Raw genomic sequence first — 26194 nt, forward strand, 5'->3', positions numbered from 1 at the left:
GGTGGGTCCGGCGCGGCCCGTGGAATCGGCGGCGCGTGGTGTGCGTTGCGCCGTACATGACGACCGCTGCTGCCGACGGCAAGGCCCGCATCGACATCTGGTTCGACCCGCTGTGTCCCTGGGCGTGGCTGACCTCCCGCCGGGTGCTGGAGGTGGAGAAGGTCCGCGACGTCGACCTCACCTGGCACGTGATGAGCCTGTCCGTGCTGAATGAGGGCCGTGACCTGCCCGAGCAGTACGTGGAGATGATGAAGAAGGGATGGGGCCCGGTGCGGGTGTGCATCGCCGCCGCCGAGCAGCACGGCACCGAGGTGCTCGCGCCGCTCTACACCGCACTGGGCGAGCGGATCCACAACCAGCAGAACAAGGACTTCGACGACGTCATCGCCGGCGCGCTGAAGGAGGTCGGCCTGCCGGAGTCGCTGGCCGCGGCCGCGCACTCCACCGACTACGACGAGAAGCTGCGCGCCAGCCACCACGAGGGCATGGACCCGGTGGGCCTGGACGTCGGCACCCCGACCATCCACGTCGACGGCGTGGCGTTCTTCGGGCCTGTCATCTCCCGCGTCCCGAAGGGCGAGGACGCGGGCCGGCTGTTCGACGGGGCCCGGCTGCTGGCCGAGAACCCGCACTTCTTCGAGCTCAAGCGCACCCGGACCGAGGACCCGTCCTTCGACTACTGACCTGCTCCGGCGGGTGATCGCCGCGGCCGAGGGGGCCGGTGCCGACCCGGCACCGGCCCCCTCCGTCGTCGGTGACCCGCGACGGCGGCCGCTCGCGATCGCGAACGGGATCGCCGGTTCGACCGCGGGGGCCGGGGCGGGGCGCCAGAGTGCGCGGCCGTGGACACCTGGTTCTCGCGTCGGACGACGTCGCTGCTCGGAGCGGTGGCGCTGGTCGCCGGGACGCTCGCGGGTGGGCAGCTCGCGGTCGGCGCGGTGCTGGGCCGGGGCGAGCTCGCCGACGCGGTGCCGCGGACGTCGTTGAGCCCGTACTCCGACGGCGCCTTCACCGTGCGCGCCGCGGCGGTGGACAGCCGGGTGCGCATCGCCGGGGCCGAGGACGGCTCCTACGTCCTCGGCCACACCCCCGTGGGCAGCGACGTGGTGCTCGACCTGGACCTGCTCTCCGGGGTCACCGCCCGTCCCTGGTGGGTGCAGCCCTCGACCGGCGCCACGCTGGAGCTGGTGCAGATCGCGAGCTCCGGCGTCGCCCGGTTCCCGGCGCCGCGGGGCGGGACCGGCGGCACCGACTGGGTGCTGGTGGTGGACGACGCCGCCGCCGGGTACGGCGCCCCGGACGCCGCCGCGATCGCCCGGGCGGTGGGGGAGCGGGTGCCCTCCGCCGAGACCCCGGCGCGGTCCGGCGGGGCGGGTGACGGCGGCTCCCGGACCGGAGCAGGCCCGGGGGGCGACCCCGGACCGGGCGAGGGCTCGGAGGTCGGCCACCGCGGCGAGCGCGACCACGGCGACGGCCACGGCAGCGGCGGGGACGGCAGCCACGAGGGCGGCGAGGGCGGCGGCAGCGAGGGCGACGACAGCGAGGGCGACGACGGCGACGGCGACGGCAGCGACGGCGACGGCAGCGAGGGCGCGGGCAGCGCCGATGGCAGCGGCGACGGCGGCGGTGGTGACGACGGGCGGCCCGGTGGCCCGGGACCCGACGGAGGCTCCGGTGGCGGGGCCGCCTCCGGTGAGGACTCCCCGGACCTCCGTGCCGACGGTTCCGCGGGGGACGGGAGCCCCGGCGGCGGGGGGCCCGGCCACCGCCGGGGCGGCAGCGCCGGGGACGGCCCGGCATCCGGTTCCGAGCCCGAGGACCGGGACTTCGGCGGTGCCGGATCCGGCGGCCGGGACGACGACCGCGGTGGGAGTGGCGCCTCCCCGGACGACGACCCGTCCCCGGACGAGGGGACCGGCCCCGGTGACGCCCCCGGTGGCGATTCCCCCGGTGACGACTCCGGCGGCGGTCCGGACCGCGACGGAGGGACGCGGGAGGACGGCCGCGGCGACGGTGACGGGGCGGACGGCCGGAGCGCGGGGAGCGGCGGGGAGGAGAGCACCGACGGGAACGGCGGCGACGGGGAGGACGGCGGGGAGGACGGTGCCGGGACGGCGGCCCCCGTCGCACCCGCCCCGGAGCCGGAGCCGAAGAAGGAACCGGCGCCCTCGGCGTCGCCGACGGCGGCCGACCCGTCGTGGGACCGGCTGGCGCAGTGCGAGTCCTCCGGGGACTGGGCCATCTCGACCGGCAACGGCTACTACGGCGGCCTCCAGTTCGACAAGGGCACCTGGAGCGACTTCGGCGGCACGACGTACGCCCCCACCGCCGACGGCGCGAGCAAGGAGCAGCAGATCGAGATCGCGACCAGGGTCCGCGACGCCCGCGGTGGTTACGGATCGTGGCCGGCCTGTGCCCGCAAGCTGGGCCTTCCGAGGTGATGGCTGGTCCTGTGGTGTGGCGTACGGTCGCTGGCTGCGCGACCGGTGGTCGCGTAGGGTCCGTGGTCCCTCTCCCGGTCGTCCGCAGCACCTGCCCTGCCGACGGCGGTCCCGCTCCGATTCCCTACCCTTGGACCTCATGAGTTCGCCCACCCCCGACGCCCACCGGATCGGGAACCGCTACCGGCTCGACGAGCGGATCGGTGCCGGTGCGATGGGTGCCGTGTGGCGGGGGACGGACGAGCTGCTGAACCGCACGGTGGCGGTCAAGGAGCTGCTGGCGGCGGCCCTGCCGTCGGACGAGCAGCTGGAGGAGTCCCGCCAGCGGATCCTGCGGGAGGGCCGGATCGGCGCCCGCCTGCAGCACGCGCACGTGATCAGCATGTTCGACGTCGTCGTCCACGACGACCGTCCGTGGCTGGTCATGGAGTACCTGCCGTCGCGCTCGCTGGCCGCGGTGCTCGCGGAGAAGGGCCCGATCCCGCCGCGGGAGGCCGCCGCGATCGGCCGTCAGGTCGCCGACGGGCTGGCCGCCGCGCACACCGCGGGGGTCGTGCACCGCGACATCAAGCCGGGCAACGTCCTGATCGCCGAGGACGGCCGGGCGAAGATCACCGACTTCGGGGTGTCCCGCGCCGTCGACGACGTGCAGCTGACCCGCACCGGTGTCATCGCCGGTACCCCGGCGTTCCTCGCCCCGGAGGTCGCGCGCGGCCAGGAGCCGACGGCCGCCTCGGACATCTTCGCGCTCGGCGCGATGCTCTACGCCTCGGTCGAGGGGGAACCGCCGTTCGGCCTCGACGACAACGCCTACGCCCTGCTCCACAAGGTCGCCACCGGCGCGATCACCCCGCCGCGGGACGCGGGCCCGCTGACCGCGCTGCTGATGCGGCTGTTGTCCAACGACCCGGCCGAGCGGCCCAGCGCCGCCCAGGCCCGCGAGGCGCTCGCCCGGATCGCCGCGGGCCGTTCCGTGGCCGGTCTCGCGACGCCGTCGACGGCGACCGCGGTGATGGACACCGGTGACGCGGCGGGCGCGGCGGACGGTCTGGAGGCGCAGGGCGGCGGGACCGTCGTCGACGCCCCGGCCGTGCCCGCCCCGCAGGTCATCCCGGGCCCCGGGGGCCGGGGCGGACGCGGCGGCGCGACCCGTTCGGGAGCCGGACGGGGCCGCCGCCTCCCCGTCGTGCTCGGGGCGGTCGCGGTGCTGCTCGTGGTCGGCGGCGGTGTCGCGTTCGGCGTCTACTCGACCAGCCGGCAGCAGGACGCCCCTCCGGCCGTCGCCGCCCCGCCGACGAGCGGGGCACCGACGACGGGTGCGGCGCCGACGACCACCCCCGCGCCGTCGACCACCGCGTCGCCGACGCCGACCACCGGCACCGGGCAGGTGCAGGATCCGGTCTCGTTCGTGCAGAACTACTACCGGATGCTGCCCGGTGACATCGACGGCGCGTTCGCGATGCTCAGCCCGCAGGCACAGGCCCAGAGCCAGGGCATCCAGGGCTTCCGGACCTTCTACAGCAGCGTGCGCAACGTCTACGCCGAGAACCTGCGCAACGCGGGCCCGAACACCGTCACCGCGACCGTCGTGTTCATGCGCAACGACGGCACGACGACCCGGGAGAACTACCGGTTCGTCGTCGGCACCGACAGCGAGGGCCAGGAGATCCTGCAGTCGTTCAGCACGGCGTGACCGCCGGCCCGGCTCAGCGCAGCCCGGTGACGAACCGGGCCGTCTCCGCGACGATCCGGGCCTGCGCGCTCGCCCGGTCGGTGCCGGGCTCGCCGTCACCGGTCTGCGGGCCGTAGTCGCCGAAGAAGGCGTGCACGCCGCCGTCGACGACCACGAACCGGGTGCCCGGCGGCAGCTGCGCCCACGAGTCGGCGACCGCGTCCGGGGTGGCCAGCGCGTCGCGCGAGCCGGACACCGACAGGGCCGTCACCGGCGCGCGCGAGACGTCCGCGGCCGGGTAGGAGGCCCACAGCACCAGCCCGCGCACCCCCGGCACCTCCAGCGCCCGCGACGCCGCGACCCCGCCGAGCGAGTGCCCCCCGACCGCCCAGGTCCGGATCTCCGGCGCCGAGCCGACCGCACGGGCCACGGCGCCGGGGTCGGTCAGCGCGATCCCCAGTGGCGGTGCGGTCACCACCACCCGCACCCCCTGCTCGGCGAGCGGGCGCAGCAGCGGCAGGTAGGCGCGCGGGTCGACCAGGGCGCCGGGGACGAACACGAACCCGACTCCGTCGCCGTCCGCCGCCGGGCCGGCGGGACGCAGCTCCCAGGTCGTCGCGGTGTGCACCACGGCGACCCGCCCGGACGGCTCGGTCGCCGCGACGGCGACCGGGTCTGCCGGGTACGGGCGCAGCCACACCACCGCCGCGACCAGGGCGAGCAGCAGCAGCGTCCCCGCGCCCCGGCCGACGGCGCGCAGCCGTCCGGGCCGGGCCCGGCGGCCCGAGCGCAGCACCAGCACCAGCCCCACCAGCGCGACGACGACCAGCAGCACCGGGTAGGCGGGGTGCCCGGCGAGCAGCACCGCCCGGGAGACCACCACGATCCCCAGCACGACCACCACGGCGACGATCCCGGCCAGTGCCCGGACCGCGACCGCCCACCCCGGGCGCGACACCCGGTCAGCCACGGGCGGCCACCGCGGCCACGAACTCCACGATCCGGGCGTTCGCCGCGGCCCGGGTGTGCCGGTCGTGCACCTCGTGACCCTCGTCCGGGATGCGCAGCAGCTCCACCGGGGCGTCGCGGCGCGACAGCGCCGCGTGGATCGCGAGCGCCTGGGACAGCGGGACGTTCGTGTCGTGCTCGCCGTGCACGACCAGCAGCGGCGCGTCGATCCGGTCCGCCGCGCGCAGCGGCGACAGCTCCTCCAGCAGCGCCCGGTCCCGCAGCGGGTGCCCGTACTCGGTGGTCGCGGGACCGCTGATCCACGGCTCGGAGTCGGCGTAGAAGGCGGTCATGTCGGACATGCCGCACACGTCGACGCCGGCCGCGAACAGCTCCGGGAAGCGGGTCAGCGCGGCGAGGGTGAGGAAGCCCCCGTAGGACCGGCCGCCGACGACGATCCGGCGGCGGTCGACGTCGGGCACCCCGGCCAGCAGCCGGGTCGCGGCCCGCACGTCGGTGACCGAGCCCGGCCGCAGCGCGCCGTCGTCGAGCCGGGCGAAGGCCCGCCCGCGCCCGGAGGACCCGCGCACGTTCGGCGTGAGCACGGTGACCCCGGCGGCGACCAGACCGTGCAGCAGCGGCGCCCAGCCGGGCCGTTCCTCGGACTCCGGGCCGCCGTGCAGCCAGACGAACCCCACCCCCGTCGGCGACGACGGCCGGTGCAGCCACCCGGCCAGCCGCAGCCCGTCCTCGGCCGGGAAGCCGACCGCCTCCGGGCGCGGGGGCCGGGGCGTCACCGGGGTCCCGCCGAGCAGTGGTGTGGCCGGGCGGGCGTCGAGCGGCAGCCGCACCACGTACGGCGCCACCCCCGGCGAGTGGCCCGCGACCAGCAGCGACACGCCGTCGCGGGCGAAGGCCACTCCGGTCACGACGTCGCACGGCGCGGGCAACCGCTCCGGCCTGCCACCGCGCAGGTCGGCGATCTCGACCTGGCTGCGCCCGCCGACGTTCCACACCAGCGCGGCCCGCGGGCCTGCCGGGTCCAGCGCCACCACCTCCAGGTCGGCGCCGGGCCGGACGGCGACCGGGCGCGCCGGGGACACGCGGTGCTCGCCCGCGGTGCCGAGCGCGACGGCGAGCAGCGCGGCGTGCTCGCGGTCGGCGTCGGTGTGCACCCAGAGCGTGCCGGGGGCGCTCCCGAACCGGCCGGCGGCGGTCAGCGCCCCGCCGGGCCCGCCGATCACCCGGTCCCGGGTGCCGCGGTGCAGGTCGACCAGCTCCAGGGCGCGCTCGCCGCGGCGCCCGGTGCGCAGCACGACCCGTCGCCCGTCGGCCGACACCGCCTGCACGACGGCCGACTGTCCGGACCCGAGCACGGTGGAGGAGCCGTCGCGCACGTCGACCAGGCAGGCGGTGCCGTCGCCCGGCTCGGTGCCGCGCGGGGTCGCGTCGGACAGGACGGTGACGCCCAGCGACCGGCCGCTCGGGGCCCACGCCCCCAGCACGACGGCGGTGGCCCGGGTCGCGATCCCCACGGCGGGCCCGCCGTCGGGGTCGAGCAGCGCCACCCGGGTGCGGTCGCCCCCGCACGGCGCGACCTGCACCGCGATCCGGCTGCCGTCGGGTGACCAGGACAGTGCCGTCACGTCGGCGTGCGGGCCGGGGGCCTCCGGCACCGTCGCCGTGTTCGGGTCGACCGGCCCGTCCGGCGGCAGCGTCGCGACGTGCACCCGCGGGCGCCCGGTCCGGTCGGAGATCCAGGCGATCCGGGTGCCGTCGGGGGACACGGCGGGCGCGTGGTGCCCGGGTTCGGCCCCGGCGGACCACACGGTCCCGGTGTCCGGGACGGGTGCGCCCGCCCGTACGGTCCCCACCCGTCACCACCCCCGTTCGTGCCGCTGCGGGACGCGGACGCGCGGACGGGCCACCGGTGCACGCCCCCGACGCGGTGCCTGCCCGGACGCCGGTGCCCGACCGGTACCTCGACGATACCGGCCGGGCGGCGTGGCCCCGGCGTCCGGGACCGGCCCCGTGTCAGGGGCGGGGCCGTCGACCCGGATCCCGCCCGCGACGCCGCACATGGGACCACCTCACGTGGATCGTGGTCCCGCCGCAAGACCCACCGCGTTTCCGGGGGGTGACAACCGTCGCGGTCAGCAGGGGACGACCCGGACCTCGACGATCCGCCGGTCGGTGATCCGGACCTCGTGCACCGGGCCGACCAGCTCGACGGCGCCGTGCAGCACCGGGTCAGTGCAGGAGGTGCCGACGAACAGCTCCACGGCACCGGGCTCGACCACGTGGCACATCCTCCGGTCGTGCAGCGCGAGCCTGCGGGCCGGCACGTCGAACACGACGTCGGCGGCGGCCCCGGGCTCGAGCGGCACCCGCGCGTACCCGAGCAGGGCGCGCTGCGGCCGGGTGACCGAGGCGACGGTGTCGGTGCCGTAGAGCTGGACGACGTCGGCACCCGCGCGGTCGCCGTCGTTGCGGACCCGGCAGGTCACCGTGAACGCTCCGTCGGTGGGTACCCGCGTCCGGTCGATCCGCAGGTCGGAGTGGCTGAACCGGGTGTAGCTCAGCCCGAACCCGAACGGCCGGACCGGTGCGGTGTCGATCGCGGTCACCGGGCTCGCCGCGCCGAGCCGGGGGTGCAGGTAGGAGTACGGCTGTGCCCCCGCCGACCGGGGCAGGCTCACCGGGAGCCGCCCGGAGGGGTTGACCCGGCCGGAGAGCACCCCGGCGACCGCCCCGGCGCCCTCCTGTCCGGGGAAGAACGCCTGCACCACGGCCGCGCACCGGGCCAGCGCCCAGTCCAGCACGTAGGGACGGCCGGTCAGCAGCACGAGCACCACCGGTGTGCCGCCGTCCAGGACGGCCTCGACGAACTCCCGCTGCACCCCGGGCAGCTCCAGCGTGTCGGTGTCGCAGCCCTCGCCGGAGGTGCCACGACCGAACAGCCCGGCCCGGTCACCGGCCACGACGACGGCCACCTCGCAGTCCGCCGCGGCCCGCACCGCCGCGTCGAAGCCCGACCGGTCGGAGGTGTCGACGTCGCACCCCCGCACGTGGACCAGCTCGGCGCCCGGCCGCTCACGACGCAGGGCGTCGAGCACGGTCGGCACGTCCAGGCCCAGCTCCGTGCCCGGATGCTGGGGCAGGACGTGGTTGGCGAAGCTGTAGCAGCCCATCAGCGCGGCCGGGTCGTCGGCGTTCGGGCCCAGGACGGCGATGCGGCCGGTGCCGGGCGCGAGCGGCAGGACGCCGTCGTCGTGCAGCAGCACGACCGACTGCTCCGCCAGCCGGGCGGCGATCGCGCGGTGCTCCGGCGGGTCCAGGTCGACCGGCGCCGCGGCGCGTGCGGTGGCCCGGTCCGCGGCGCGGGCCGCGGCGTCGTCGTCGAGCAGCCCGAGGTGGGCCTTCTGCTCCAGCACCCGCAGCACGGCCCGGTCGACGACGTGCTCGGGCAGCGCGCCCGAGCGGACCCGGTCGGCCAGCGGACCCAGGTACGCGGTGCCGGTGGGCAGCTCCACGTCGATCCCCGCGACCAGCGCCTGCTCGGCGGCGGAGCCGAGGTCGCCCGCGGTCCCGTGCAGGGTGTGCAGGAACGCGATGGAGAAGTAGTCGGCGACGACGGTGCCGGTGAAGCCCCACCGGTCGCGCAGCACCCCGGTGAGCAGGCCTGCGTCGGCCGCCACCGGGAGCCCGTCGACCTCGGCGTAGGAGTTCATGACCGAGCCGGCACCGCCGTCGAGCACCGCCATCTCGAACGGCGGAAGCAGCACGTCGGCCAGCTCACGGGGCCCCGCGTGCACCGGCGCGAGGTTGCGCCCCGACTGCGAGGCGGAGTAGCCGACGAAGTGCTTGAGCGTGGCGACGACACCCGCGGACTGCAGCCCGCGCACGTAGGCCGTGCCGATCGTGCCGACCAGGTAGGGGTCCTCCCCGATGCACTCCTCGACCCGGCCCCAGCGGGCGTCGCGGACCACGTCGAGGACCGGGGCGAGGCCCTGGTGCACCCCGAGACCGGCCATCGTCGTCCCGATCGCGGCCGCCATCTCCTCGACCAGGTCCGGGTCGAACGCCGCGCCCCAGCTCGGCGGCGCCGGGAACGTCGTCGCCCGCCAGGCGGCGAGCCCGGTCAGGCACTCCTCGTGCACCAGGGCCGGGATCCCCAGCCGGGTCGCCGAGCCCAGCCTGCGCTGCCGGTCGGCGAGGTGGGCCAGGCCGTCGGCCGGCTCCACCGGGGCGGTGCCGAACACCCGGGTGAGCTGGCCGAGGCCGTCGCGGGCGAAGGAGTCGAAGCCCGCGTGGTCGGCCTGCATCGAGTCCTGCATCGGCGCGACGTCGCCGTCGGTGTCGGTGTCGGCGGCGTGGTCACGCCCCTCCCACAGCCCGACGAGCTGGGCGAGCTTCTCCTCCAGGGTCATCCGGGCGAGCAGGGCGGCGGGACGCGGGTCGGAGCCGGTGGTCGCGGACGGGGACAGATCCGTGCTCATGAGGGCCTTTCGCGGGTCGGGGAGGGGCTCAGCGGCCGGCGCCGGCGGTGAGGCCGGCGAGCAGGAAGCGGCGCCCGAGCAGGTAGACGACGAGCAACGGCAGCAGCGACAGCAGCACCGCGGCGGTGATCAGCGGGACGTTCGTGCCGTACTGGCCCTGGAAGTCCCACAGCCCCAGCGTCAGCACGCGTACCGACGCGTTCTGGGTCAGGACCAGCGGGAACAGGAAGCCGTTCCACGCCTGCAACGCGGTGAAGATGCCGATCGTCGCGAGCCCGGGGCGGGCCAGCGGCAGCACGAGCGACACCAGCACCCGTCCGGGGCCCGCCCCGTCGAGCACCGCGGCCTCGAACAGCTCGCCCGGGATGTCGCGCAGGCTCGAGGACAGCACGACCACGGCGAGCGGCAGCGCGAACGCCGCCGTCGGCAGGATGATCGCGAGCAGGGTGTCGTAGAGCCGCAGCTGGGTGACCATCAGGTACAGCGGGACGATCACGGCCTGGGCGGGCACGGCGAGCCCGAGCAGCAGGACGGTGAAGCCGCGGGCGACCCAGCGGCTGCGGCTGCGGACGATCGCGTACGCCGCGGGCAGCGCCAGGACGAGCACGATCGCGACGCAGGCCGCCGCGACCAGGACGTTGTTGAGGAAGTAGCGCGGGAAGTTCGAGGTCAGCACCTCGAGGTAGTTGTCGGTCGTCAGGCCCGAGGGCACCGCGAGCGGTCCGTCGGACAGGTAGTCCGACGACGCCCGGAAACTGGTGACGAGCAGGAAGTACAGCGGGACGGCGACCACGACGAACCAGACGCCCGCGCCGAGGCCCCCGACGAGGTTCGGACGGGTACGGCGGACCCGGCCCGGCCGCGGCGGGCCGGCCGGCGCGGGGGGTGCGTCCCGCCCGGGGGCGGGACCGGTGGTCGTGGTGGTGGACATCGTGCTCACATCCCCTCCCGTTGGCTGGTCATCCGGCGGTAGCCGGTCACCCGGGCGATCACCAGCGAGAGCGTGGTGCCCAGCACCAGCAGCACGACGGCCAGTGCGCTCGCGTAGCCCATGTCGAAGCTGCGGAACCCCTCCAGGTACATGTGCAGCGGGAGGATCCGGGTGGCGGTGCCGGGCCCGCCGCCGGTCAGGATCAGCACGACCTCGAACGTCGTCATGGAGCCGACCACGATCAGCACGCCGGAGGTGATGATCGTGTCCCGCAGCTGCGGGACGGTGATCGAGACGAAGGTCCGCCAGCGTCCGGCCCCGTCGATCAGTGCGGCCTCGTAGAGCTGGGCCGGGATCGCCCGGGCCGCCGCCTGGTAGAGCAGGGTGTGGAACGGCATGTACTGCCAGGCGATCACGGCGATCACCGCGGCGAAGGCGTACCGGTTGCTGCCGATGATGTTGCCGTCCTCGATGCCGACCAGCGGACCGAGCACCGACGCCAGCCCGAAGTTCGGGTCGAACAGGGTACCCCACAGCACCGCGATGGCGGCGCTGGACATCAGCAGCGGCACGAAGAACAGGGCCGCCAGCACCGCCCGCGACCGGCCGCGCCCGGCGAGCCAGACCCCCAGCGGCAGTGCGACGGCGGTCTGCGCCACCCAGGAGACCCCGGTCAGGATGAACGACAGCTGCAGCGACTCGGTGAACAGCGGGTCCGAACCGAGCCGGACCCAGTTGTCGAGCCCGGTCCACCGGGGCGCGGACAGGCCGTCGTAGACGGTGAAGCTGAGCACGACGACGGCCAGCATCGGCAGCAGCGCGAAGAGCGCGAAGAAGGCCAGGGCGGGGGCGGCCCAGACGAACCCGGGCCGCCCCGACCCGGTCACCGACGTGGTGCTCATCGGCCGGCGCTGTCCATCGCCTCGGCGAACTGCTGCGGCGTCAGCTCCTTGGTGAAGACCTTGGAGAGGTTGGTCAGCATGGTCTGCGCCTCGGCGGCGGGCAGCGCCTGGTCCCACGACTGCACGAACGTCGCGGCGTTCTTGGTCTGGTCGTAGGTGTAGGTGTTGAAGTCCGCGAACGGCCCGGTCGAGCCGACCTGCTGCTCGATGCCCGTCAGGGCGGGGACCTGGCCGTTCTCCAGCATGCCCTGCACGTACTGCGGGTCGGTCATCTGCGTGAGCAGGAAGTCCGTCGCCGCCGGGACGTCGGCTGAGCGCGCGCTGACCGAGTAGTAGTTCGACGGGTTGCCGATCACGGTGCTGGGGTCGCCCGCGCCGCCCTCGACGGCCGGGAACGGTGCCCAGCCGAGCTTGCCCTGCTCCAGGAAGTCGGGGAAGTTGTCGTTGAGGCTGGTGACCTGCCAGGAGCCCATCAGCTCGATCGCCGCGCGGCCGCTGGTCAGCAGGGCCTGGGAGGCCTGGTTGTCGTAGTCGACGGCGGTGAAGTTGGTGCCGAACGCGCCGCGGTCCACCAGGTCCTGGACCATCGTCATCGCCTGCACCACGGCCGGGTCGCGCCAGGCGCCGGGCTTGCCGTCGGCGATGGCCTGGAACTTCTCCGAGCCGCCGACCCGGTCGAGCAGGTACTCCGGGTACATCATCTCGGTCCACGACTGGGCCCCGGCGAGCGCGATCGGCTGCACTCCGGCGGCCTTGAGCCGGTCGACGGTGTCGAGGAAGCCCTGCCAGGTGGTCGGGAACTCGGTGATGCCCGCCTGGGCGAACACGTCCTTGTTGTAGAAGAACGACAGCGGCTGCACGCCCTGCATGGGGATGCCGTAGACCTTGCCGTCGATCGTGCCGGTCTCCAGCACCTGCGGCAGGAAGGCCTGCTTCACCTCCGGCCGGGCGTCGAGCGCCGCGGTGAGGTCGGCGGCCTGTCCGGCGTCGGCGTAGCCCTTCAGGTTCCCCCCGCCCCAGTTGTAGAAGACGTCCGGTCCGTTCGGCGAGCCGATGGCGGTCTGCAGAGCGGACTTGTAGGGGTCGTTGAGGTAGGTGGTCAGGTCGATCTGCGGACCACCGGTCTCGTTGAAGCGGTCCACGGCGCCCTGCTGGACGGAGTTGATCCCCTCGTTCTGCAGGGTCCAGAGGGTGAGTTGACCGGCGCCGCCGCCGGCTTGTGGACCGGCGGTCCCCCCGCAGGCGGCGACGGCGGCGAGACCGGTGGCGAGTGCGGCCGCGAGGACGGTGCGGCGGACGCGTGACCAGGTCGACATGGGCTCTCCCTTGAGCAGTCGATCGAAAGTTTCCGAGACTTGCGAACGCGATGAACGCAAGTTAGAGCGCCTGAACGGGGTCGTCAAGACGGCATTTCGCCGACGACGATCTTTGAAAGTTTCGATAAGGTGCGGGCGTGAAACGCAGTCGTGTGACGATCGCCGAGGTCGCCGAACAGGCGGGTGTCTCGGTCCCGACCGTCTCCAAGGTCCTCAACGGGCGGGCCGACGTCGCCCGGTCCACCCGCGAGCTGGTGCAGCAGGTCGTCGCCGAGAGCGGCTACCGCCGTCGCGGTGGGTCGTCGCGACGCCGGACGGGGCTGGTCGACGTGGTCGTCGACCGGCTCGACTCGTTCTGGGCGATGGAGGTGCTGCGGGGCGCCGAGGCCGAGGCCCGGCGCACCGACCGGCAGGTCGTGCTCAACACGACCGGCTACGACGACCCCGGCTCGCGGGCCTGGCTCGACCGGATCGCCGGGCGGGGCAGCGACGGGGTCGTGGTGGTCGTCGGCGACCGCGACCCGGAGACCTCCGACCGGCTGGCCGCCCTGGAGGCGCCGGTGGTCCTGCTGGACCCGGTGGGTGACGCCCCGCCCTCGTTCCCCACGGTCGGTGCGACCAACTGGGCGGGCGGGCTGGCCGCGACCGAACACCTGGTCGCGCTCGGGCACCGGCGGCTCGGCATCGTCTCCGGGCCGCCACGGTTGAGCTCGAGCCAGCAGCGGGTGGACGGCTACCGGGCGGCGCTGCGGCGGGCCGGGATCGAGGCCCACGAGGAGCTCGTGCGCCACGGCGACTTCCTCGTCGGGGGCGGGCGGGCCGGGGCCGCGGCCCTGCTGGACCTGCCCGACCCGCCCACCGCCGTCTTCGCCGGGTCGGACATGCAGGCGGTGGGGGTGTACCAGGAGGCCGACCGGCGTGGCCTGCGGGTGCCGGAGGACCTGTCGGTGGTGGGGTTCGACGACATCACCGTCTGCGAGTACCTGAGCCCCGCGCTCACCACGGTGCGCCAGCCGTTGGCCCGGATGGCGGGGGAGTCGGTGCGGCTGGCCCTGGACGAGCCGCGGGCCGACGTCACCGGGGCCGCGGCCCGCCTGGAGCTGGCCACCGAGCTGGTCGTCCGCGCGAGCACCGCCGCGCCGGCCGGCTGAGCCGCGCCCGCGTCGCCGCGTCACGGCGTCGTCTCGCCGGTGATCCAGGCCCACGGGTCGGCGATCACCGGGGCGAGTGCGGCCCGCCCGGCGCCGCGCAGGGCCGCGTCGGCCCCGAGCGTGGCCGGGGCGACCCGGTCCGCCGGGATGCCGTGCCGGTGCAGCTCCGCGGTCACCGCGGCGGCGAACGCCGGTCCGGCGGCGGCGAACCGGCCGCCCAGCACCACGCGGTCCGGGTCGATGGGAGCGGCGAACCCGGCGAGGGCCCGCCCGAGCAGCCGGCCCGATCGGCCCGGGTCGGGCTGCACGTCGGGACGGGTCTCGACGACCAGGCAGCCGCGCCGGCCGCACGGGCACGCAGCACCGCCCGGCCGGGCGGTGAGATGCCCGAACCGGGTCGCGGCGCGGCCCCCGGCCCGCCCGTCGCGGACCAGGGCCACGCCGATCTCGCTGTACCCGCCGACGTGCACGGTCGTGCCCCCCGCCGGTCCGGCGTCCGGCTCGGCCTCCGCGGCCAGTGCGGCGGCACAGCGGACCTCCAGCGCGATCCCGCCCGCCCCGAGCCGCTCCGCCTCGGCCGCGACCGGTGCGCCGATCGCGACGGCGTCCCAGCCCAGCGCGGGTGAGCTCACCGCGGCGGTCGCGGCGGGCCAGGGACCGGCGACGACGCCGGGCACCGCCAGCACGATCCCGGCGGCGGGCCGGTCCCCGCCGGCCGCGGCGAGCAGGAGCTCGCGCAGGACCGGCGCCAGGGCGCGGGCGGCCCGCTGCGGCGGGCTCCCGGCGATCCCGGTCCGGTGCCACCGGCGGGCGCCGGCCCGTCCCGCGAGGTCGACCAGACAGCCGCCGACGCCGTCCTGTTCGACCTGCAGGGCGATGCCGACCGGGCCGGCCGGGTCCGGGACCAGACGGCGGCCGGGACGGCCCGACGTGGCGCCCGGACCGGCGCCGATGTCCCGGACGAGGCCGCCGGCGAGCAGCTCCGCGGTGAGTCCGGAGACCGTCGACCGGGTCAGTCCGGTCGCCGCGGCGATACCCGCGCGGCTGATCGCGGACCCGTGGACGACCTCGCCCAGCACCAGTCCGAGATGGTGTCGCCGCAGGTCACCGGCGGCGATCCGGCTGCTCGCGTCCATGCGTGCTCCGGTCTTAGTTCGTACGGAAGACGAACAAACTCTAGGCGTGTGACCGTTCGTGGGCCAGGGTCGGACGGGCCGGCAGCGGAGCCGGTCCCCAGCGAGAGGACGACGATCATGGCCGAGGTCGCCTACCGGGCCGCGTCCCGTGTCTATCCGGGGCCGCCCCCGGTGCGCGCGGTCGACCGGCTCGACCTGGACATCGCCGACGGGGAGTTCCTGGTGCTCGTCGGGCCGTCCGGGTCCGGCAAGTCGACGGCGCTGCGGATGCTCGCCGGGCTCGAGGACGTCGACGAGGGCGGCATCGAGATCGGGGGCCGCGAGGTGTCCGGCGTCGCGCCCAAGGAACGCGACATCGCGATGGTGTTCCAGAACTACGCGCTCTACCCGCACATGACCGTCGCGGAGAACATGGGCTTCGCCCTGCGGCTGCAGAAGGTCGGGAAGGACGAGCTCACCCGGCGGGTCCGTGCGGCCGCCGAGCTGCTCGACCTCACGCCCTACCTGGACCGCAGGCCGAAGGCGCTCTCCGGCGGTCAGCGCCAGCGCGTCGCGATGGGCCGCGCCATCGTCCGTGAGCCCGCGGTGTTCCTCATGGACGAGCCGCTGTCCAACCTGGACGCCAAGCTGCGGGTGGAGACCCGTGCGCACATCGCCGCCCTGCAGCAGCGGCTCGGCACCACGACCGTCTACGTCACCCACGACCAGGTCGAGGCGATGACGATGGGCCACCGCGTCGCGGTGCTGCGCGACGGCCTGCTGGAACAGTGTGCCGCGCCTCGCGAGCTCTACGAGCGCCCCGCCACCGCCTTCGTCGCCGGGTTCATCGGCTCGCCCGCGATGAACCTGCGCACCGCTGTGCTCACCCCCGACGGCGCCGACCTGGCCGGTGCCGCCGTCGCGCTGCCACGGGACGTGCTGGCCGACGCGGCGGGGGCCGGGCTGTCCGAGGTCCTGCTCGGGGTCCGCCCGGAGGGCCTGCGCCCGGCCGACGACGCCGAGCCCGCCCTGGAGCTCACCGTCGAGCTCGCCGAGGAGCTGGGGTCGGACACCTTCGTGCACGGCCGGGTCGGTGCCGACGCGCAGCGGTTCGTCGTGCGGCTCGACGGCGGTGCGGGACCGGCCGTCGGCTCCCGGCTCCGGGTCGCGGCCCGCGAGGGCCGCACGGTGCACGCGTTCGACCCGGCGAGCGGCCGGCGGCTCGGCGGATGACCACGCACCTGCCCGACGGGATCGTGCTCGGCGCCGCCACCGCCGCCTACCAGATCGAGGGGGCGGTCGCCGAGGGCGGCCGCACCCGCAGCATCTGGGACACCTTCTCCCACACCCCCGGTCGGACCGCGGGCGGCGAGACCGGCGACGTCGCGGCCGACCACTACCACCGGGTCCACGAGGACGTGGCGCTCATGCGTGAGCTGGGCCTGCAGTCCTACCGCTTCTCCGTCAGCTGGAACCGGGTGACCCCGCAGGTCGGACCGGACGGCCTCGGACCCGTGTCGGCCCAGGGGCTCGCCTTCTACTCGGAGCTGGTCGACGCGCTGCGGGCCGCGGGGATCGCCCCGGTGCTCACGCTCTACCACTGGGACCTGCCCCAGGCCCTGGAGGACGCCGGTGGCTGGGCGGCACGGGCGACGGCGTACCGGTTCGCCGAGTACGCGGCCGTCGTCGCCGCCGCGCTGGGTGACCGGGTGGAGCTGTTCACGACGCTCAACGAGCCGTGGTGCAGCGCCTTCCTCGGCTACGCGGCCGGGGTGCACGCACCCGGTCGTACCGAGCCCGCCGCGGCGCTGGCCGCGGTGCACCACCTCAACCTCGCCCACGGGCTCGCCGCCACGGCGATCCGGGAGCTGCTCCCCGGCGCCCGGATCGCCGTCAGCCTCAACCTGGCCTGGGTGCTGCCGCAGACCGGGTCCGACGCCGACCGCGACGCCGCCCGCCGGGTCGACGGTCTGCAGAACCGCCTGTTCACCGGGCCGATGCTCGACGGCGGCTACCCGGCCGACGTCCTCGCCGACACCGCCGGGGTCACCGACTGGTCGTTCGTCCTGCCCGGCGACGAGCGGCTGGTGCACGCCCCGCCGGACGTGCTGGGGGTCAACTACTACACGCCGACCGTCGTGCGGCACTGGACGCGCGAGCGGCCGAAGGAGACCGCCGACGGGCACGGCGACGGTGCCGCCACCCCGTGGGTCGCCTGCGACGACGTCGAGTTCCCGCGGCCCACCGGTCCGCTCACCGACATGGGCTGGGGGGTCGACGCCCGGGGCCTGGGCGCACTGCTGCGCCGGCTGGCCGCCGAACATCCCGGCCTGGAGCTGGTGGTCACCGAGAACGGCGCCGCCTACCCCGACGTCCCCGCCGCCGACGGTGCGGTGCACGACCACGACCGCGTCGCCTACCTGCACGACCACCTCGCCGAGACCGCCAGGGCCGCGGCCGACGGCCTGCCGGTCCGCGGCTACTACGTCTGGTCGCTGCTCGACAACTTCGAGTGGGCCCGCGGCTACGCGATGCGCTTCGGCATCGTCGCCGTGGACCCGGTGACCCGGACCCGCACCCCCAAGCTCAGCGCCCGGTTCTACGCCGGCGTCCTGTCCACCGGCTCGCTGCCGGACCGTCCCGCACCCCCGACCTCGTCCCAGGAGTCCCGCCCCATGTCCGTTCCCGCCCCCACCCCCGCCGACCGGTTCTCCTTCGGGCTGTGGACCGTCGGCTGGACCGCGGCCGACCCGTTCGGCTCGCCCACCCGCCCGGAGCTCGACGTCGTCGAGGCCGTCGAGGAGCTCGCCGAGCGCGGCGCGTGGGGTCTGACCTTCCACGACGACGACCTGTTCGGCTTCGCGCCGGACCCGGCCCACCGGGACCGGCAGATCGCACGGCTGCGCAAGGCGTGCGAGGCGACCGGCATGACCGTCCCGATGATCACGACGAACCTGTTCTCGCACCCGGTGTTCAAGGACGGCGGGTTCACCTCCAACGACCGGACCGTGCGGCGCCTCGCGCTGCGCAAGGTGCTGCACAACGTCGAGCTGGCCGCGGAGCTCGGGGCCCGCACGTTCGTCCTGTGGGGTGGACGGGAGGGCTCGGAGTACGACTCCGCCAAGGACGTCCGCGCCGCCCTGGACCGCTACCGCGAGGCCATGGACCTGCTCTGCGGGCACGTCCTGGAGCAGGGGTACGACATCCGGTTCGCGATCGAGCCGAAGCCGAACGAGCCCCGCGGGGACATCCTGCTGCCCACCGTCGGGCACGCGCTGGCCTTCGTCGAGCGCCTCGCCCACCCCGAGCTCGTCGGCGTCAACCCCGAGGTCGGGCACGAGCAGATGGCCGGGCTCAACATGACCCACGGCGTCGCCCAGGCGCTGTGGGCCGGGAAGCTGTTCCACATCGACCTGAACGGTCAGCGCGGCATCAAGTACGACCAGGACCTGGTGTTCGGCCACGGTGACCTGCTGAACGCGTTCTCGCTGGTCGACCTGCTCGAGACCGCGGGCTACGACGGGCCGCGCCACTTCGACTACAAGCCCGCGCGCACCGAGGACCGCCGCGGGGTGTGGGACAGCGCCGCCGCGAACATGCGCACCTACCTGCTGCTGCGCGAGCGGGCGGCCGCGTTCCGGGCCGACCCCGAGGTCGTCGCCGCGCTCGCCGAGGCCGGGGTGCCGGCGTTGTCCGAGCCGACGCTGGGGGCCGGGGAGACCGCGGCGGACCTGCTCGCCGACCCGGCGCTGGACACCGTGGACCCGGACGCGCTGGGCCGCCGCGGGTACGGGTTCGTCCGGCTCCACCAGCTGGCACTGGAACACCTCGCCGGAGCACGATGACCTCGTGCACGACCGACCGGCTCCCCGCCCGCAGGCCCCGCCCGCACGTCCCCCCGCGGTGCGCCGGCACAACCTCGGCCTGCTGCTGGGGGCGCTGCGGTCGGCGCCGTCGTCGCGGGCGTCGCTGGCCGCGGCCACCGGGCTGACCCGCGGCACCGTCGCGGGTCTGCTGGATCCGCTGGTCGCCGCGGGGGTGCTCGCGGAGGGGGAGCCCGACCGCAGCCGGGTCGGCCGGCCGGGCACCCCCCTGGTGTTCGCCGGGACCGGGCCGGTCGTGCTGGCCGTGTCGGTCGAGGTCGACGGCGTCGACGCGCTGGTCACCGGTCTGGACGGGCAGGTGGTGCACCGGTCGCGCCGGCGCCGCGACCACCGCGGGCTCGACCCGGACGCGGTGTTCGGGCGGGCCGCGCGGACGGTGGCGAACCTGGCCGCGCGCGCCGGCCGGCCGGTCGCCGGCGCCGGGATCGCCGTCCCCGCGACGGTGCACGGCTCCGACGGCGCTGCAGTGCTGCTGCGGGCGCCGAACCTGCCCCGCCTCGACGGCTGCCGCCCCGCCGAGCACGTCGCCGCGCTCGGCGGGGCGCCGCTGCTCGTCGGCAACGAGGCCTCGCTCGGGGCGCTCGCACACCTGGGCCAGGCCGACGACTTCGTCTACGTCTCGGCCGACGTCGGGATCGGCGGCGGGATCGTCGTCGACGGCCGGGTGCTCCCCGGGGCGCGCGGCCTCGCCGGGGAGATCGGGCACGTGGTGATCGAGCGTGACGGGCGGCGTTGTGGCTGCGGCGGCGCCGGCTGCGTCGAGGTCTACGCGGGGCTGTCCGCCCTGCTCGTCGACGCCGGTGCCGCCGACGTCGCAGCCCTGCGGTCCGCCGCCCGCGCGGGGGAGCCGGCGGCGACGGAGGCGCTGGCCAGGGCCGGCGCCGCGCTGGGGACGGCGCTGACCTCGGTGCTGCACGTCGTCGACGTGGGCACGGTCGTGCTCGGCGGCAGCTACGCGGAGCTGGGCACCTGGCTGGCTCCCGCGGTGCACGCGGAGCTGGTGCGGCGCGGTGTCGCGGCCGGGCCGGACGTCGCGGTGGTCGTGTCCCCGCACGGCCGTGCGGCCACCGTCACCGGGACCGCGCGCGCCGTCGCCGACCGGGTGCTGGGCGAGCCGGACCTGCTGATCGCCGGCTGAGCGCGCCTCAGGCGAGCACCCAGGTGTCCTTGGCGCCGCCGCCGCGCGAGGAGTTCACGATCATCCCGCCGGGCGGCGCGACCCGGGACAGCGCGGCGGGCAGCACGTCGACCTCGGGCACCCCGGCGGGGCGGGAGGACTGCACCGCGAACACCCGCAGGTCGACGGCCTGGGGCCGCAGCGCGCCGTCGGTGAAGGTGGGGTGGGTGGAGATCCCCACGAGGTCCTGGGCGACCCAGCCGGCGGGGGTCTCCCGGATCGCCGCGGCCACCCGCTCGAGCTCGGCGCGCCCGGCGTGCGGGCCGATCACGATCCCGGCGCCGCCGTACCCGTCGACGGGTTTGAGCACCAGCTGGTCGAGCCGGTCCAGGACCTGCTCCCTGGCGACCGGGTCGACGCAGGGCAGCGTCGGCACCGAGGCCAGCACGGGCTTCTCCCCGAGGTAGTAGCGGATCATCTCCGGCCCGTAGGCGTAGACCAGCTTGTCGTCGGCGACGCCGTTGCCGGGCGCGTTGCGCAGCGCGACCCGCCCGCGGGCCATCGCCGCCCACAGCGCGCGGCCGAGCGGCCGGTGGTCGGCGCCGCGGGCGGTGGCGAGCTCGTTCTCGTCCATCCGCCGGTAGAGGGTCGTGATCCGGCGCCGTCGCCCGCCGCCGACGAGGAACAGCGCTCCGTCGGTGACCTGCAGCCGGGCCGGGGTCACCAGCGGTACGTCCATCGCCTCGGCGAGCAGGCGGTGCTCGAAGAACGCCGGGTCCACCTCGCCCGCGGTCAGCAGCGCCGCCTCCCCGTCGGGACCGTCGGGGTCGCCCGCCGCGAGTGCGGCCCGCAGCCGGTCCGGCACGTCGTCGAGATGGCGTACCTCCGAGGGCGACTCCAGGTCCGGCAGCACGCTGCGGATCAGCCGCCGGCTCATCATCGAGAACCCGATGCCCGACGGGACGCGCAGGTTGTCCTCCAGCACGACCCAGCCGTCGGCGTCGTCGCGGACCAGGTCGATGCCGCCGACGGCGATCCGCACCGCGTCCGGTGGCACCAGGGCGCCCGAGCGGGTCCGACCCGGAGCCTGCTCGACCACCGACGCCGGGACGACCCGGTCGCGGACGATCTCGCGGCGGCCGTAGACGTCGCGCACGAAGCACTCCAGCGCCCGGATCCGCTGCTCCAGCCCGGAGGCGAGGTGGGTCCAGTCGTGCCGCTCGATGATCCGCGGCACCAGGTCCAGCGGGAACAGCCGCTCGCCGTCCTCGCCGGGCTCGACACCGGGTACCGGGAGGGTGACCCCGCGGGCCCGCTGCTCGGTGCGCAGCGCGTTCTCCGCCGCGGCCAGCCCGCGCGTGCCGAGCCGCTCCAGCGAGCGGAACAGCCAGCCGTAGCCGGGACGGACGGCGCCGGCCGGGTCGACGGCCTCGTCGTAGCGGGGCGGGACGTAGCCGTGCAGCAGCTCCGGCGCCGAGGGCACGGTCTCCGCGGGCGCGGACGGCGGTTGGTCGCCGTGGGTCCGGGCGAGCAGGTCGTCGACGACGTCGGTCAGCGACCCGCGGCGCCCGAACGCCCGCCGCTGCGCCGCCGCGCCCGACCCGCGGGCCAGGACGCCCTCGGCCAGCTCGGTGACCTGCTCGTGGTCGCCGACCTCCTCCAGCCACGGCCGCAGCTCCTCCACCAGCGCGCGCAGCTGCACCGACGGGGAGCTCAGTGTCGGGGGCCCGGTGGGGGCCCGGCCGATCTCGACGAGGTCGCCCTCCAGCCCGGACCGCGCGGCCCGCCAGCCGGCCGCGCGCAGCAGCTCGTGCCGGGCGCGGGGGAGCGGCCTGCCGGCCTCGGTGTCGGCGCGTGCCCGCCCGACCAGTGCGCGGAACAGGCCCGCGACCAGCACGACGTCGTCGACGTCGGGGCAGGCGTCGCACAGCCGCAGCTCGACGGTCGGCAGGTGCGCGCTGGGGCGGACGTCGAAGTACAGCATCCCGGCGTCGCTGATCGTCCCGGAGGCGATGAGCTCGTCGATCATGGTGTCGTACTCGGCGGCGGTGGTGACGTCACCGGGCGGGCCCGCGGTGGGCCAGCGCTGCCAGATCATGCTGCGGTAGCTGGCGTAGCCGGTGTCGTGGCCGCGCCAGTACGGCGAGCTGGCGGTGATCGCGAGCAGGGTCGGCAGGGCGGGTGCGACCCGGCGCGAGACCTGCACCGCGGTGTCGCGGTCGGGTACGTCGACGTGCACCTGCACCCCGCAGATGTGCTGCTCGCGCACCAGCATCTGGTACTCGTGCTGCATCCGCTCGTAGCGGGCACCGGCGGAGATGTCGTCGCCGGACAGGTCGACCAGCGGCACCGTCCCGGCCGCGACGACGCCCAGCCCCAGGGGCTCGGCCGCCTCGCGCAGCCGGGTACGCAGCCGGCGCACGTGGGTGCGCAGCTCGTCCAGCGACGGCGTCGCCGGCGAGTTGGTCTCGACCAGTGACCGTTGCAGCTCGGGGAAGAACTCCGCCCCGTCCAGGTGCTCCAGTAACCGTTCCGCGTCCGGCGCGGCCCGGCGGTCGGCCAGACCGACCACGTGGAACTCCTCCTCGACCCCCACCAACGGCACGTTCCCCACGGCCGGTGACGCTAGGGCGCGTCTCCTAACCCGGCTGGTCGGGCCTGCGCGATGATCAGTAGGTGTCGCGCCGTGCCGTCCTGACCGATGCCCAGTGGGACCGACTCGAGCCGTTACTGCCCTCGTCGGACGGGATGCCAGGGCGCCCGTTCGCCGATCACCGCAGAGTGATCGAGGGGATCATCTACCGGTTCCGCTGCGGGCGGGCCTGGCGTGATGTCCCGGTCGAGTTCGGGCTGTGGCAGACCCTATGGAAACGCCACCGCCGCTACTGCGGTGACGGCACCTGGGACCAGGTTCTCGCAGCTCTGCTCGCCGATGCCGACTCCGCCGGTCTCGTGGACTGGGCCGTGTCGGTCGACTCGACGATCATCCGCGCTCACCAACACGCCGCGACCCTGCAGCGGGACACAGGGGGCCGGATCGAACTACAAGAATCTGCTGATCGAGCCGCCCGATCACGCGTTGGGCCGCTCCCGCGGAGGGCTCGGCACGGAGATCCACCAGCTCGTTGACGGACACGGCCGCCCGCTGGTCGTACTGGTCGGCCCTGGACAGGCCGGTGACGCCCCGATGTTCGCGCACCTGATGTCACATCTGCGCGTCGGACGGGTCGGTCCGGGCCGACCGCGGACCCGGCCCGAGCGGGTCCGCGCAGATAAGAGGTCGTTTCAGAACGACTTGTCGAGTTTCCATTGACCCCTCGACGACAGATCAAACGGCAGGTCAGATAGCCGCTTGTCGTCTACAACAGACACGTCGACCTCGTTCTGAAATGACCTCTAAGGCCTACTTCTCACGCGCCATCCGCGCCCACCTGCGCGGACGACGGATCGTCGCGGTCATCCCGGAGCCGGCTGACCAGCAGGGACACCGGAAACGACGCGGCACACGCGGCGGCCGACCACCGGCGTTCGACCGGGTCGACTACCGCGGCCGCAACGTCGTCGAACGCGGGTTCTGCGAGGTCAAGCAGTGGCGCGGCCTCGCGACCCGCTACGACAAACTCGCGCTGACCTTCCGCGGCGGAGTTGCACTGAAGGCCATCGTCACCTGGTTGCGCACTTTAGAGCGCCCGGCAAATGAGGTCGTGGGGGTGTCGTTGCAGGTAGAGGCACGGACTCTCCAGGCGACCATCAGGACATCAGCAATCCCATGATCACTTGCAGGTCCGTGTCTCTACCAACACCGACACACGGCCACCTCTACTGCCGGACGCTCTTAGAGGTCATTTCAGAACGAGGTCGACGTGTCTGTTGTAGACGACAAGCGGCTATCTGACCTGCCGTTTGATCTGTCGTCGAGGGGTCAATGGAAACTCGACAAGTCGTTCTGAAACGACCTCTTAGGAGACACGCCCTAGTGTCGCGTAAACGATGTTCTTTGACCGGGTCGGCAGTGGTTGAGTAGGTGGTCTGCGGGTTTGGTCCAGATGAACGGGTGGCAGCGTTCGTTCCAGCCGTCGATGAACCGGCCGATCGCGCCGATCAGTTCTCTGACGCTGCCGAAGCTGCCACGGCGAATGGCCTGGCGGGTGATGACCCCGAAAAAGACCTCGACCATGTTCAGCCACGATCCCGAGGTCGGGGTGAAGTGCAGGGTGATCCGCGGGTTGCGGGCCAGCCAGGCCTTCACTGCGGGGTGCTTGTGGGTCGCGTAGTTGTCCACCACCAGGTGCAGCTTGCGCCGCGGGTAGGCCTTCGCGACCTGCTTGAGGAACCGCAGGAACTCCTGATGGCGATGCCGCGGCAGGCACGCCTGCTCGACCCGCCCGGTCGCGACCTCTAACGCCGCGAACAGCGTGGTGGTGCCGTGACGGACGTAGTCATGCGTCCGTTTCTCCGGGATACCGGGCATGATCGGCAGGATCGGCGCTGTCCGGTCCAGGGCCTGGACCTGGGATTTCTCGTCGACGCAGAGCACGACGGCCTTGTCCGGCGGGTTCAGATACAACCCGACGATGTCGCGGACCTTGGCTTCGAGCTCGGGATCGGTGGAGAACTTGAACGTCTCGGACTTCCACGGCTGCAGCCCCCACCGCCGCCAAATCTTGCCGATCCACACGTGGGAGATCCCGAGCTCGGCACCGAGCAGCCGTGACGACCAGTGCGTGACTCCGAGCCGCTCAGGCGGCGGTTCCAGCGTGGCGAGCACGACCGCGACCTCGTCGATCACCGGCGGCCGGCCCGCCTTGGGCCGGTCGGCCAGCCCGGCGATCCCCTCAGCGGCGTAACGCTTCTTCCACCCGATCACCGTCGCCTTCGACGCCCCGACCAGTGTGACGATGTCCTTGACCGCCACCCCGTCCGCGGCCAGCAACACGATCCTGCCCCGTCGGGCCAGTCCCGCCGAAACCGACGAGGAACGCAGCCAGGACTCCAACACCTCGCGGTCGGCGGCCGGAACGTCCACGGTCACAGTCAACGGCACAGCTCATGATCCCGTAAACCAGCCCGTGAGTAAAGTAACCTAGTTACCGCAACACTAGTGTCGCGTAAACGATGTTCTTTGACCGGGTCGGCAGTGGTTGAGTAGGTGGTCTGCGGGTTTGGTCCAGATGAACGGGTGGCAGCGTTCGTTCCAGCCGTCGATGAACCGGCCGATCGCGCCGATCAGTTCTCTGACGCTGCCGAAGCTGCCGTGGCGAATGGCCTGGCGGGTGATGACCCCGAAAAAGACCTCGACCATGTTCAGCCACGATCCCGAGGTCGGGGTGAAGTGCAGGGTGATCCGCGGGTTGCGGGCCAGCCAGGCCTTCACTGCGGGGTGCTTGTGGGTCGCGTAGTTGTCCACCACCAGGTGCAGCTTGCGCCGCGGGTAGGCCTTCGCGACCTGCTTGAGGAACCGCAGGAACTCCTGATGGCGATGCCGCGGCAGGCCCGCCTGCTCGACCCGCCCGGTCGCGACCTCTAACGCCGCGAACAGCGTGGTGGTGCCGTGACGGACGTAGTCATGCGTCCGTTTCTCCGGGATACCGGGCATGATCGGCAGGATCGGCGCTGTCCGGTCCAGGGCCTGGACCTGGGATTTCTCGTCGACGCAGAGCACGACGGCCTTGTCCGGCGGGTTCAGATACAACCCGACGATGTCGCGGACCTTGGCTTCGAGCTCGGGATCGGTGGAGAACTTGAACGTCTCGGACTTCCACGGCTGCAGCCCCCACCGCCGCCAAATCTTGCCGATCCACACGTGGGAGATCCCGAGCTCGGCACCGAGCAGCCGTGACGACCAGTGCGTGACTCCGAGCCGCTCAGGCGGCGGTTCCAGCGTGGCGAGCACGACCGCGACCTCGTCGATCACCGGCGGCCGGCCCGCCTTGGGCCGGTCGGCCAGCCCGGCGATCCCCTCAGCGGCGTAACGCTTCTTCCACCCGATCACCGTCGCCTTCGACGCCCCGACCAGTGTGACGATGTCCTTGACCGCCACCCCGTCCGCGGCCAGCAACACGATCCTGCCCCGTCGGGCCAGTCCCGCCGAAACCGACGAGGAACGCAGCCAGGGCTCCAGCACCTCGCGGTCGGCGGCCGGAACGTCCACGGTCACAGTCAACGGCACAGCTCATGATCCCGTAAACCAGCCCGTGAGTAAAGTAACCTAGTTACCG

20 protein-coding genes and 1 pseudogene are annotated in these 26194 nt (G+C 74.3%); 11 read left to right on the forward strand and 10 right to left on the reverse strand.

Features of this window, described 5'->3' with window-relative positions; all coding sequences use genetic code 11:
- Positions 1–56 precede the first annotated feature (56 nt).
- From KPF47_RS36840 to KPF47_RS36850, 3 genes are all read left to right on the forward strand, one after another.
- On the forward strand, positions 57–683 hold the full coding sequence (locus tag KPF47_RS36840) for a DsbA family protein (RefSeq protein WP_224392988.1): 627 nt from the start codon (positions 57–59) through the stop codon (positions 681–683).
- Positions 684–842: 159 nt separating this feature from the next.
- Positions 843–2441 (forward strand): transglycosylase family protein, encoded by a 1599-nt coding sequence (locus KPF47_RS36845; protein WP_224392989.1) that lies wholly within the window; start codon positions 843–845, stop codon positions 2439–2441.
- A 139-nt stretch (positions 2442–2580) separates the two neighbouring features.
- Entirely contained in the window at positions 2581–4134 is a 1554-nt protein-coding gene (locus KPF47_RS36850) for a serine/threonine-protein kinase (RefSeq protein ID WP_224392990.1), read from the forward strand.
- A gap of 13 nt (positions 4135–4147) precedes the next feature.
- Here the strand turns inward: KPF47_RS36850 and KPF47_RS40670 are convergent, their stop codons facing one another.
- From KPF47_RS40670 to KPF47_RS36880, 6 genes are all read right to left on the reverse strand, one after another.
- Positions 4148–5083: an alpha/beta hydrolase gene (locus KPF47_RS40670; protein WP_224392991.1), complete on the reverse strand. Its 936-nt coding sequence runs from the start codon at positions 5081–5083 to the stop codon at positions 4148–4150.
- Positions 5076–6935, reverse strand: coding sequence for a prolyl oligopeptidase family serine peptidase (locus KPF47_RS40675; RefSeq protein WP_224392992.1), 1860 nt, complete (start codon positions 6933–6935; stop codon positions 5076–5078). The genes KPF47_RS40670 and KPF47_RS40675 overlap by 8 nt, the downstream gene beginning before the upstream one ends.
- A gap of 279 nt (positions 6936–7214) precedes the next feature.
- On the reverse strand, positions 7215–9560 hold the full coding sequence (locus KPF47_RS36865) for a glycoside hydrolase family 3 N-terminal domain-containing protein (protein WP_224392993.1): 2346 nt from the start codon (positions 9558–9560) through the stop codon (positions 7215–7217).
- A gap of 28 nt (positions 9561–9588) precedes the next feature.
- Positions 9589–10491 (reverse strand): carbohydrate ABC transporter permease, encoded by a 903-nt coding sequence (locus KPF47_RS36870; RefSeq protein ID WP_224392994.1) that lies wholly within the window; start codon positions 10489–10491, stop codon positions 9589–9591.
- 5 nt (positions 10492–10496) lie between these two features.
- On the reverse strand, positions 10497–11393 hold the full coding sequence (locus tag KPF47_RS36875; protein WP_224392995.1) for a carbohydrate ABC transporter permease: 897 nt from the start codon (positions 11391–11393) through the stop codon (positions 10497–10499).
- Complete coding sequence (locus tag KPF47_RS36880; protein ID WP_224392996.1) at positions 11390–12709, reverse strand: extracellular solute-binding protein; 1320 nt, start codon at positions 12707–12709, stop codon at positions 11390–11392. Before KPF47_RS36880 ends, KPF47_RS36875 begins: the two co-directional genes overlap by 4 nt.
- A gap of 137 nt (positions 12710–12846) precedes the next feature.
- Here KPF47_RS36880 and KPF47_RS36885 point away from each other — a divergent pair, with 137 nt between their 5' ends.
- Entirely contained in the window at positions 12847–13860 is a 1014-nt protein-coding gene (locus tag KPF47_RS36885; protein WP_224392997.1) for a LacI family DNA-binding transcriptional regulator, read from the forward strand.
- Positions 13861–13880: 20 nt separating this feature from the next.
- Here KPF47_RS36885 and KPF47_RS36890 read toward each other — a convergent pair whose 3' ends face one another.
- A complete protein-coding gene (locus KPF47_RS36890; protein ID WP_224392998.1) occupies positions 13881–14996 on the reverse strand; it encodes an ROK family transcriptional regulator in 1116 nt (371 codons plus the stop codon).
- A gap of 117 nt (positions 14997–15113) precedes the next feature.
- Between KPF47_RS36890 and KPF47_RS36895 the strand changes: the two genes are divergently transcribed.
- The 4 genes and pseudogenes from KPF47_RS36895 to KPF47_RS36910 all read left to right on the forward strand — a co-directional run bounded on the left by KPF47_RS36895 (position 15114) and on the right by KPF47_RS36910 (position 19997).
- The gene (locus KPF47_RS36895) at positions 15114–16208 is read left to right on the forward strand and encodes an ABC transporter ATP-binding protein (protein ID WP_224392999.1); all 1095 of its coding nucleotides are present in this window, start codon (positions 15114–15116) and stop codon (positions 16206–16208) included.
- Positions 16205–17581, forward strand: a pseudogene (locus KPF47_RS36900) (GH1 family beta-glucosidase); the annotation flags it as partial. The gene KPF47_RS36895 and the pseudogene KPF47_RS36900, both read left to right, overlap by 4 nt.
- Positions 17582–17650: 69 nt before the next feature.
- Positions 17651–18820 carry a xylose isomerase gene (gene xylA, locus KPF47_RS36905; RefSeq protein ID WP_224393186.1) on the forward strand — a complete coding sequence of 390 codons (1170 nt, stop codon included), beginning with the start codon at positions 17651–17653 and terminating at the stop codon, positions 18818–18820.
- Between the two features lie 4 nt (positions 18821–18824).
- Positions 18825–19997 carry an ROK family protein gene (locus KPF47_RS36910; protein WP_224393000.1) on the forward strand — a complete coding sequence of 391 codons (1173 nt, stop codon included), beginning with the start codon at positions 18825–18827 and terminating at the stop codon, positions 19995–19997.
- A gap of 7 nt (positions 19998–20004) precedes the next feature.
- Here the strand turns inward: KPF47_RS36910 and KPF47_RS36915 are convergent, their stop codons facing one another.
- Complete coding sequence (locus tag KPF47_RS36915) at positions 20005–22572, reverse strand: carboxylate--amine ligase/circularly permuted type 2 ATP-grasp protein (RefSeq protein ID WP_308015593.1); 2568 nt, start codon at positions 22570–22572, stop codon at positions 20005–20007.
- Between the two features lie 80 nt (positions 22573–22652).
- Between KPF47_RS36915 and KPF47_RS36920 the strand changes: the two genes are divergently transcribed.
- Genes KPF47_RS36920 through KPF47_RS39620 form a run of 3 tightly spaced genes read left to right on the forward strand, consistent with a single transcriptional unit; the run spans position 22653 to position 23749 of the window.
- Positions 22653–23105 carry an IS5 family transposase gene (locus tag KPF47_RS36920; RefSeq protein ID WP_224390964.1) on the forward strand — a complete coding sequence of 151 codons (453 nt, stop codon included), beginning with the start codon at positions 22653–22655 and terminating at the stop codon, positions 23103–23105.
- A complete protein-coding gene (locus KPF47_RS36925; protein ID WP_224393002.1) occupies positions 23056–23289 on the forward strand; it encodes a hypothetical protein in 234 nt (77 codons plus the stop codon). The genes KPF47_RS36920 and KPF47_RS36925 overlap by 50 nt, the downstream gene beginning before the upstream one ends.
- Before the next feature lie 31 nt (positions 23290–23320).
- Complete coding sequence (locus tag KPF47_RS39620; protein WP_374108957.1) at positions 23321–23749, forward strand: transposase; 429 nt, start codon at positions 23321–23323, stop codon at positions 23747–23749.
- A gap of 200 nt (positions 23750–23949) precedes the next feature.
- On the opposite strand, the gene KPF47_RS36935 is transcribed toward KPF47_RS39620, so the two are convergent.
- Both KPF47_RS36935 and KPF47_RS36940 read right to left on the reverse strand, forming a co-directional pair.
- The gene (locus KPF47_RS36935) at positions 23950–25014 is read right to left on the reverse strand and encodes an IS630 family transposase (RefSeq protein WP_255658826.1); all 1065 of its coding nucleotides are present in this window, start codon (positions 25012–25014) and stop codon (positions 23950–23952) included.
- A gap of 60 nt (positions 25015–25074) precedes the next feature.
- Positions 25075–26139, reverse strand: a complete 1065-nt coding sequence (locus KPF47_RS36940; protein WP_255661677.1) for an IS630 family transposase — start codon at positions 26137–26139, stop codon at positions 25075–25077.
- Between the last annotated feature and the right edge of the window lie 55 nt (positions 26140–26194).

Origin of the sequence: Pseudonocardia sp. ICBG1293 (genome assembly GCF_020131355.1) — a bacterium.
Classification (GTDB): domain Bacteria; phylum Actinomycetota; class Actinomycetes; order Mycobacteriales; family Pseudonocardiaceae; genus Pseudonocardia.

Coding starts and splice junctions, on each gene's coding strand:
- KPF47_RS36840 (WP_224392988.1), top strand. CDS start 57: ATGACGACCGCTGCTGCCGACGGCAAGGCCCGCATCGACATCTGGTTC.
- KPF47_RS36850 (WP_224392990.1), top strand. CDS start 2,581: ATGAGTTCGCCCACCCCCGACGCCCACCGGATCGGGAACCGCTACCGG.
- KPF47_RS36865 (WP_224392993.1), bottom strand. CDS start 9,560: ATGAGCACGGATCTGTCCCCGTCCGCGACCACCGGCTCCGACCCGCGT.
- KPF47_RS36870 (WP_224392994.1), bottom strand. CDS start 10,491: ATGTCCACCACCACGACCACCGGTCCCGCCCCCGGGCGGGACGCACCC.
- KPF47_RS36875 (WP_224392995.1), bottom strand. CDS start 11,393: ATGAGCACCACGTCGGTGACCGGGTCGGGGCGGCCCGGGTTCGTCTGG.
- KPF47_RS36880 (WP_224392996.1), bottom strand. CDS start 12,709: ATGTCGACCTGGTCACGCGTCCGCCGCACCGTCCTCGCGGCCGCACTC.
- KPF47_RS36890 (WP_224392998.1), bottom strand. CDS start 14,996: ATGGACGCGAGCAGCCGGATCGCCGCCGGTGACCTGCGGCGACACCAT.
- KPF47_RS36895 (WP_224392999.1), top strand. CDS start 15,114: ATGGCCGAGGTCGCCTACCGGGCCGCGTCCCGTGTCTATCCGGGGCCG.
- xylA (WP_224393186.1), top strand. CDS start 17,651: ATGTCCGTTCCCGCCCCCACCCCCGCCGACCGGTTCTCCTTCGGGCTG.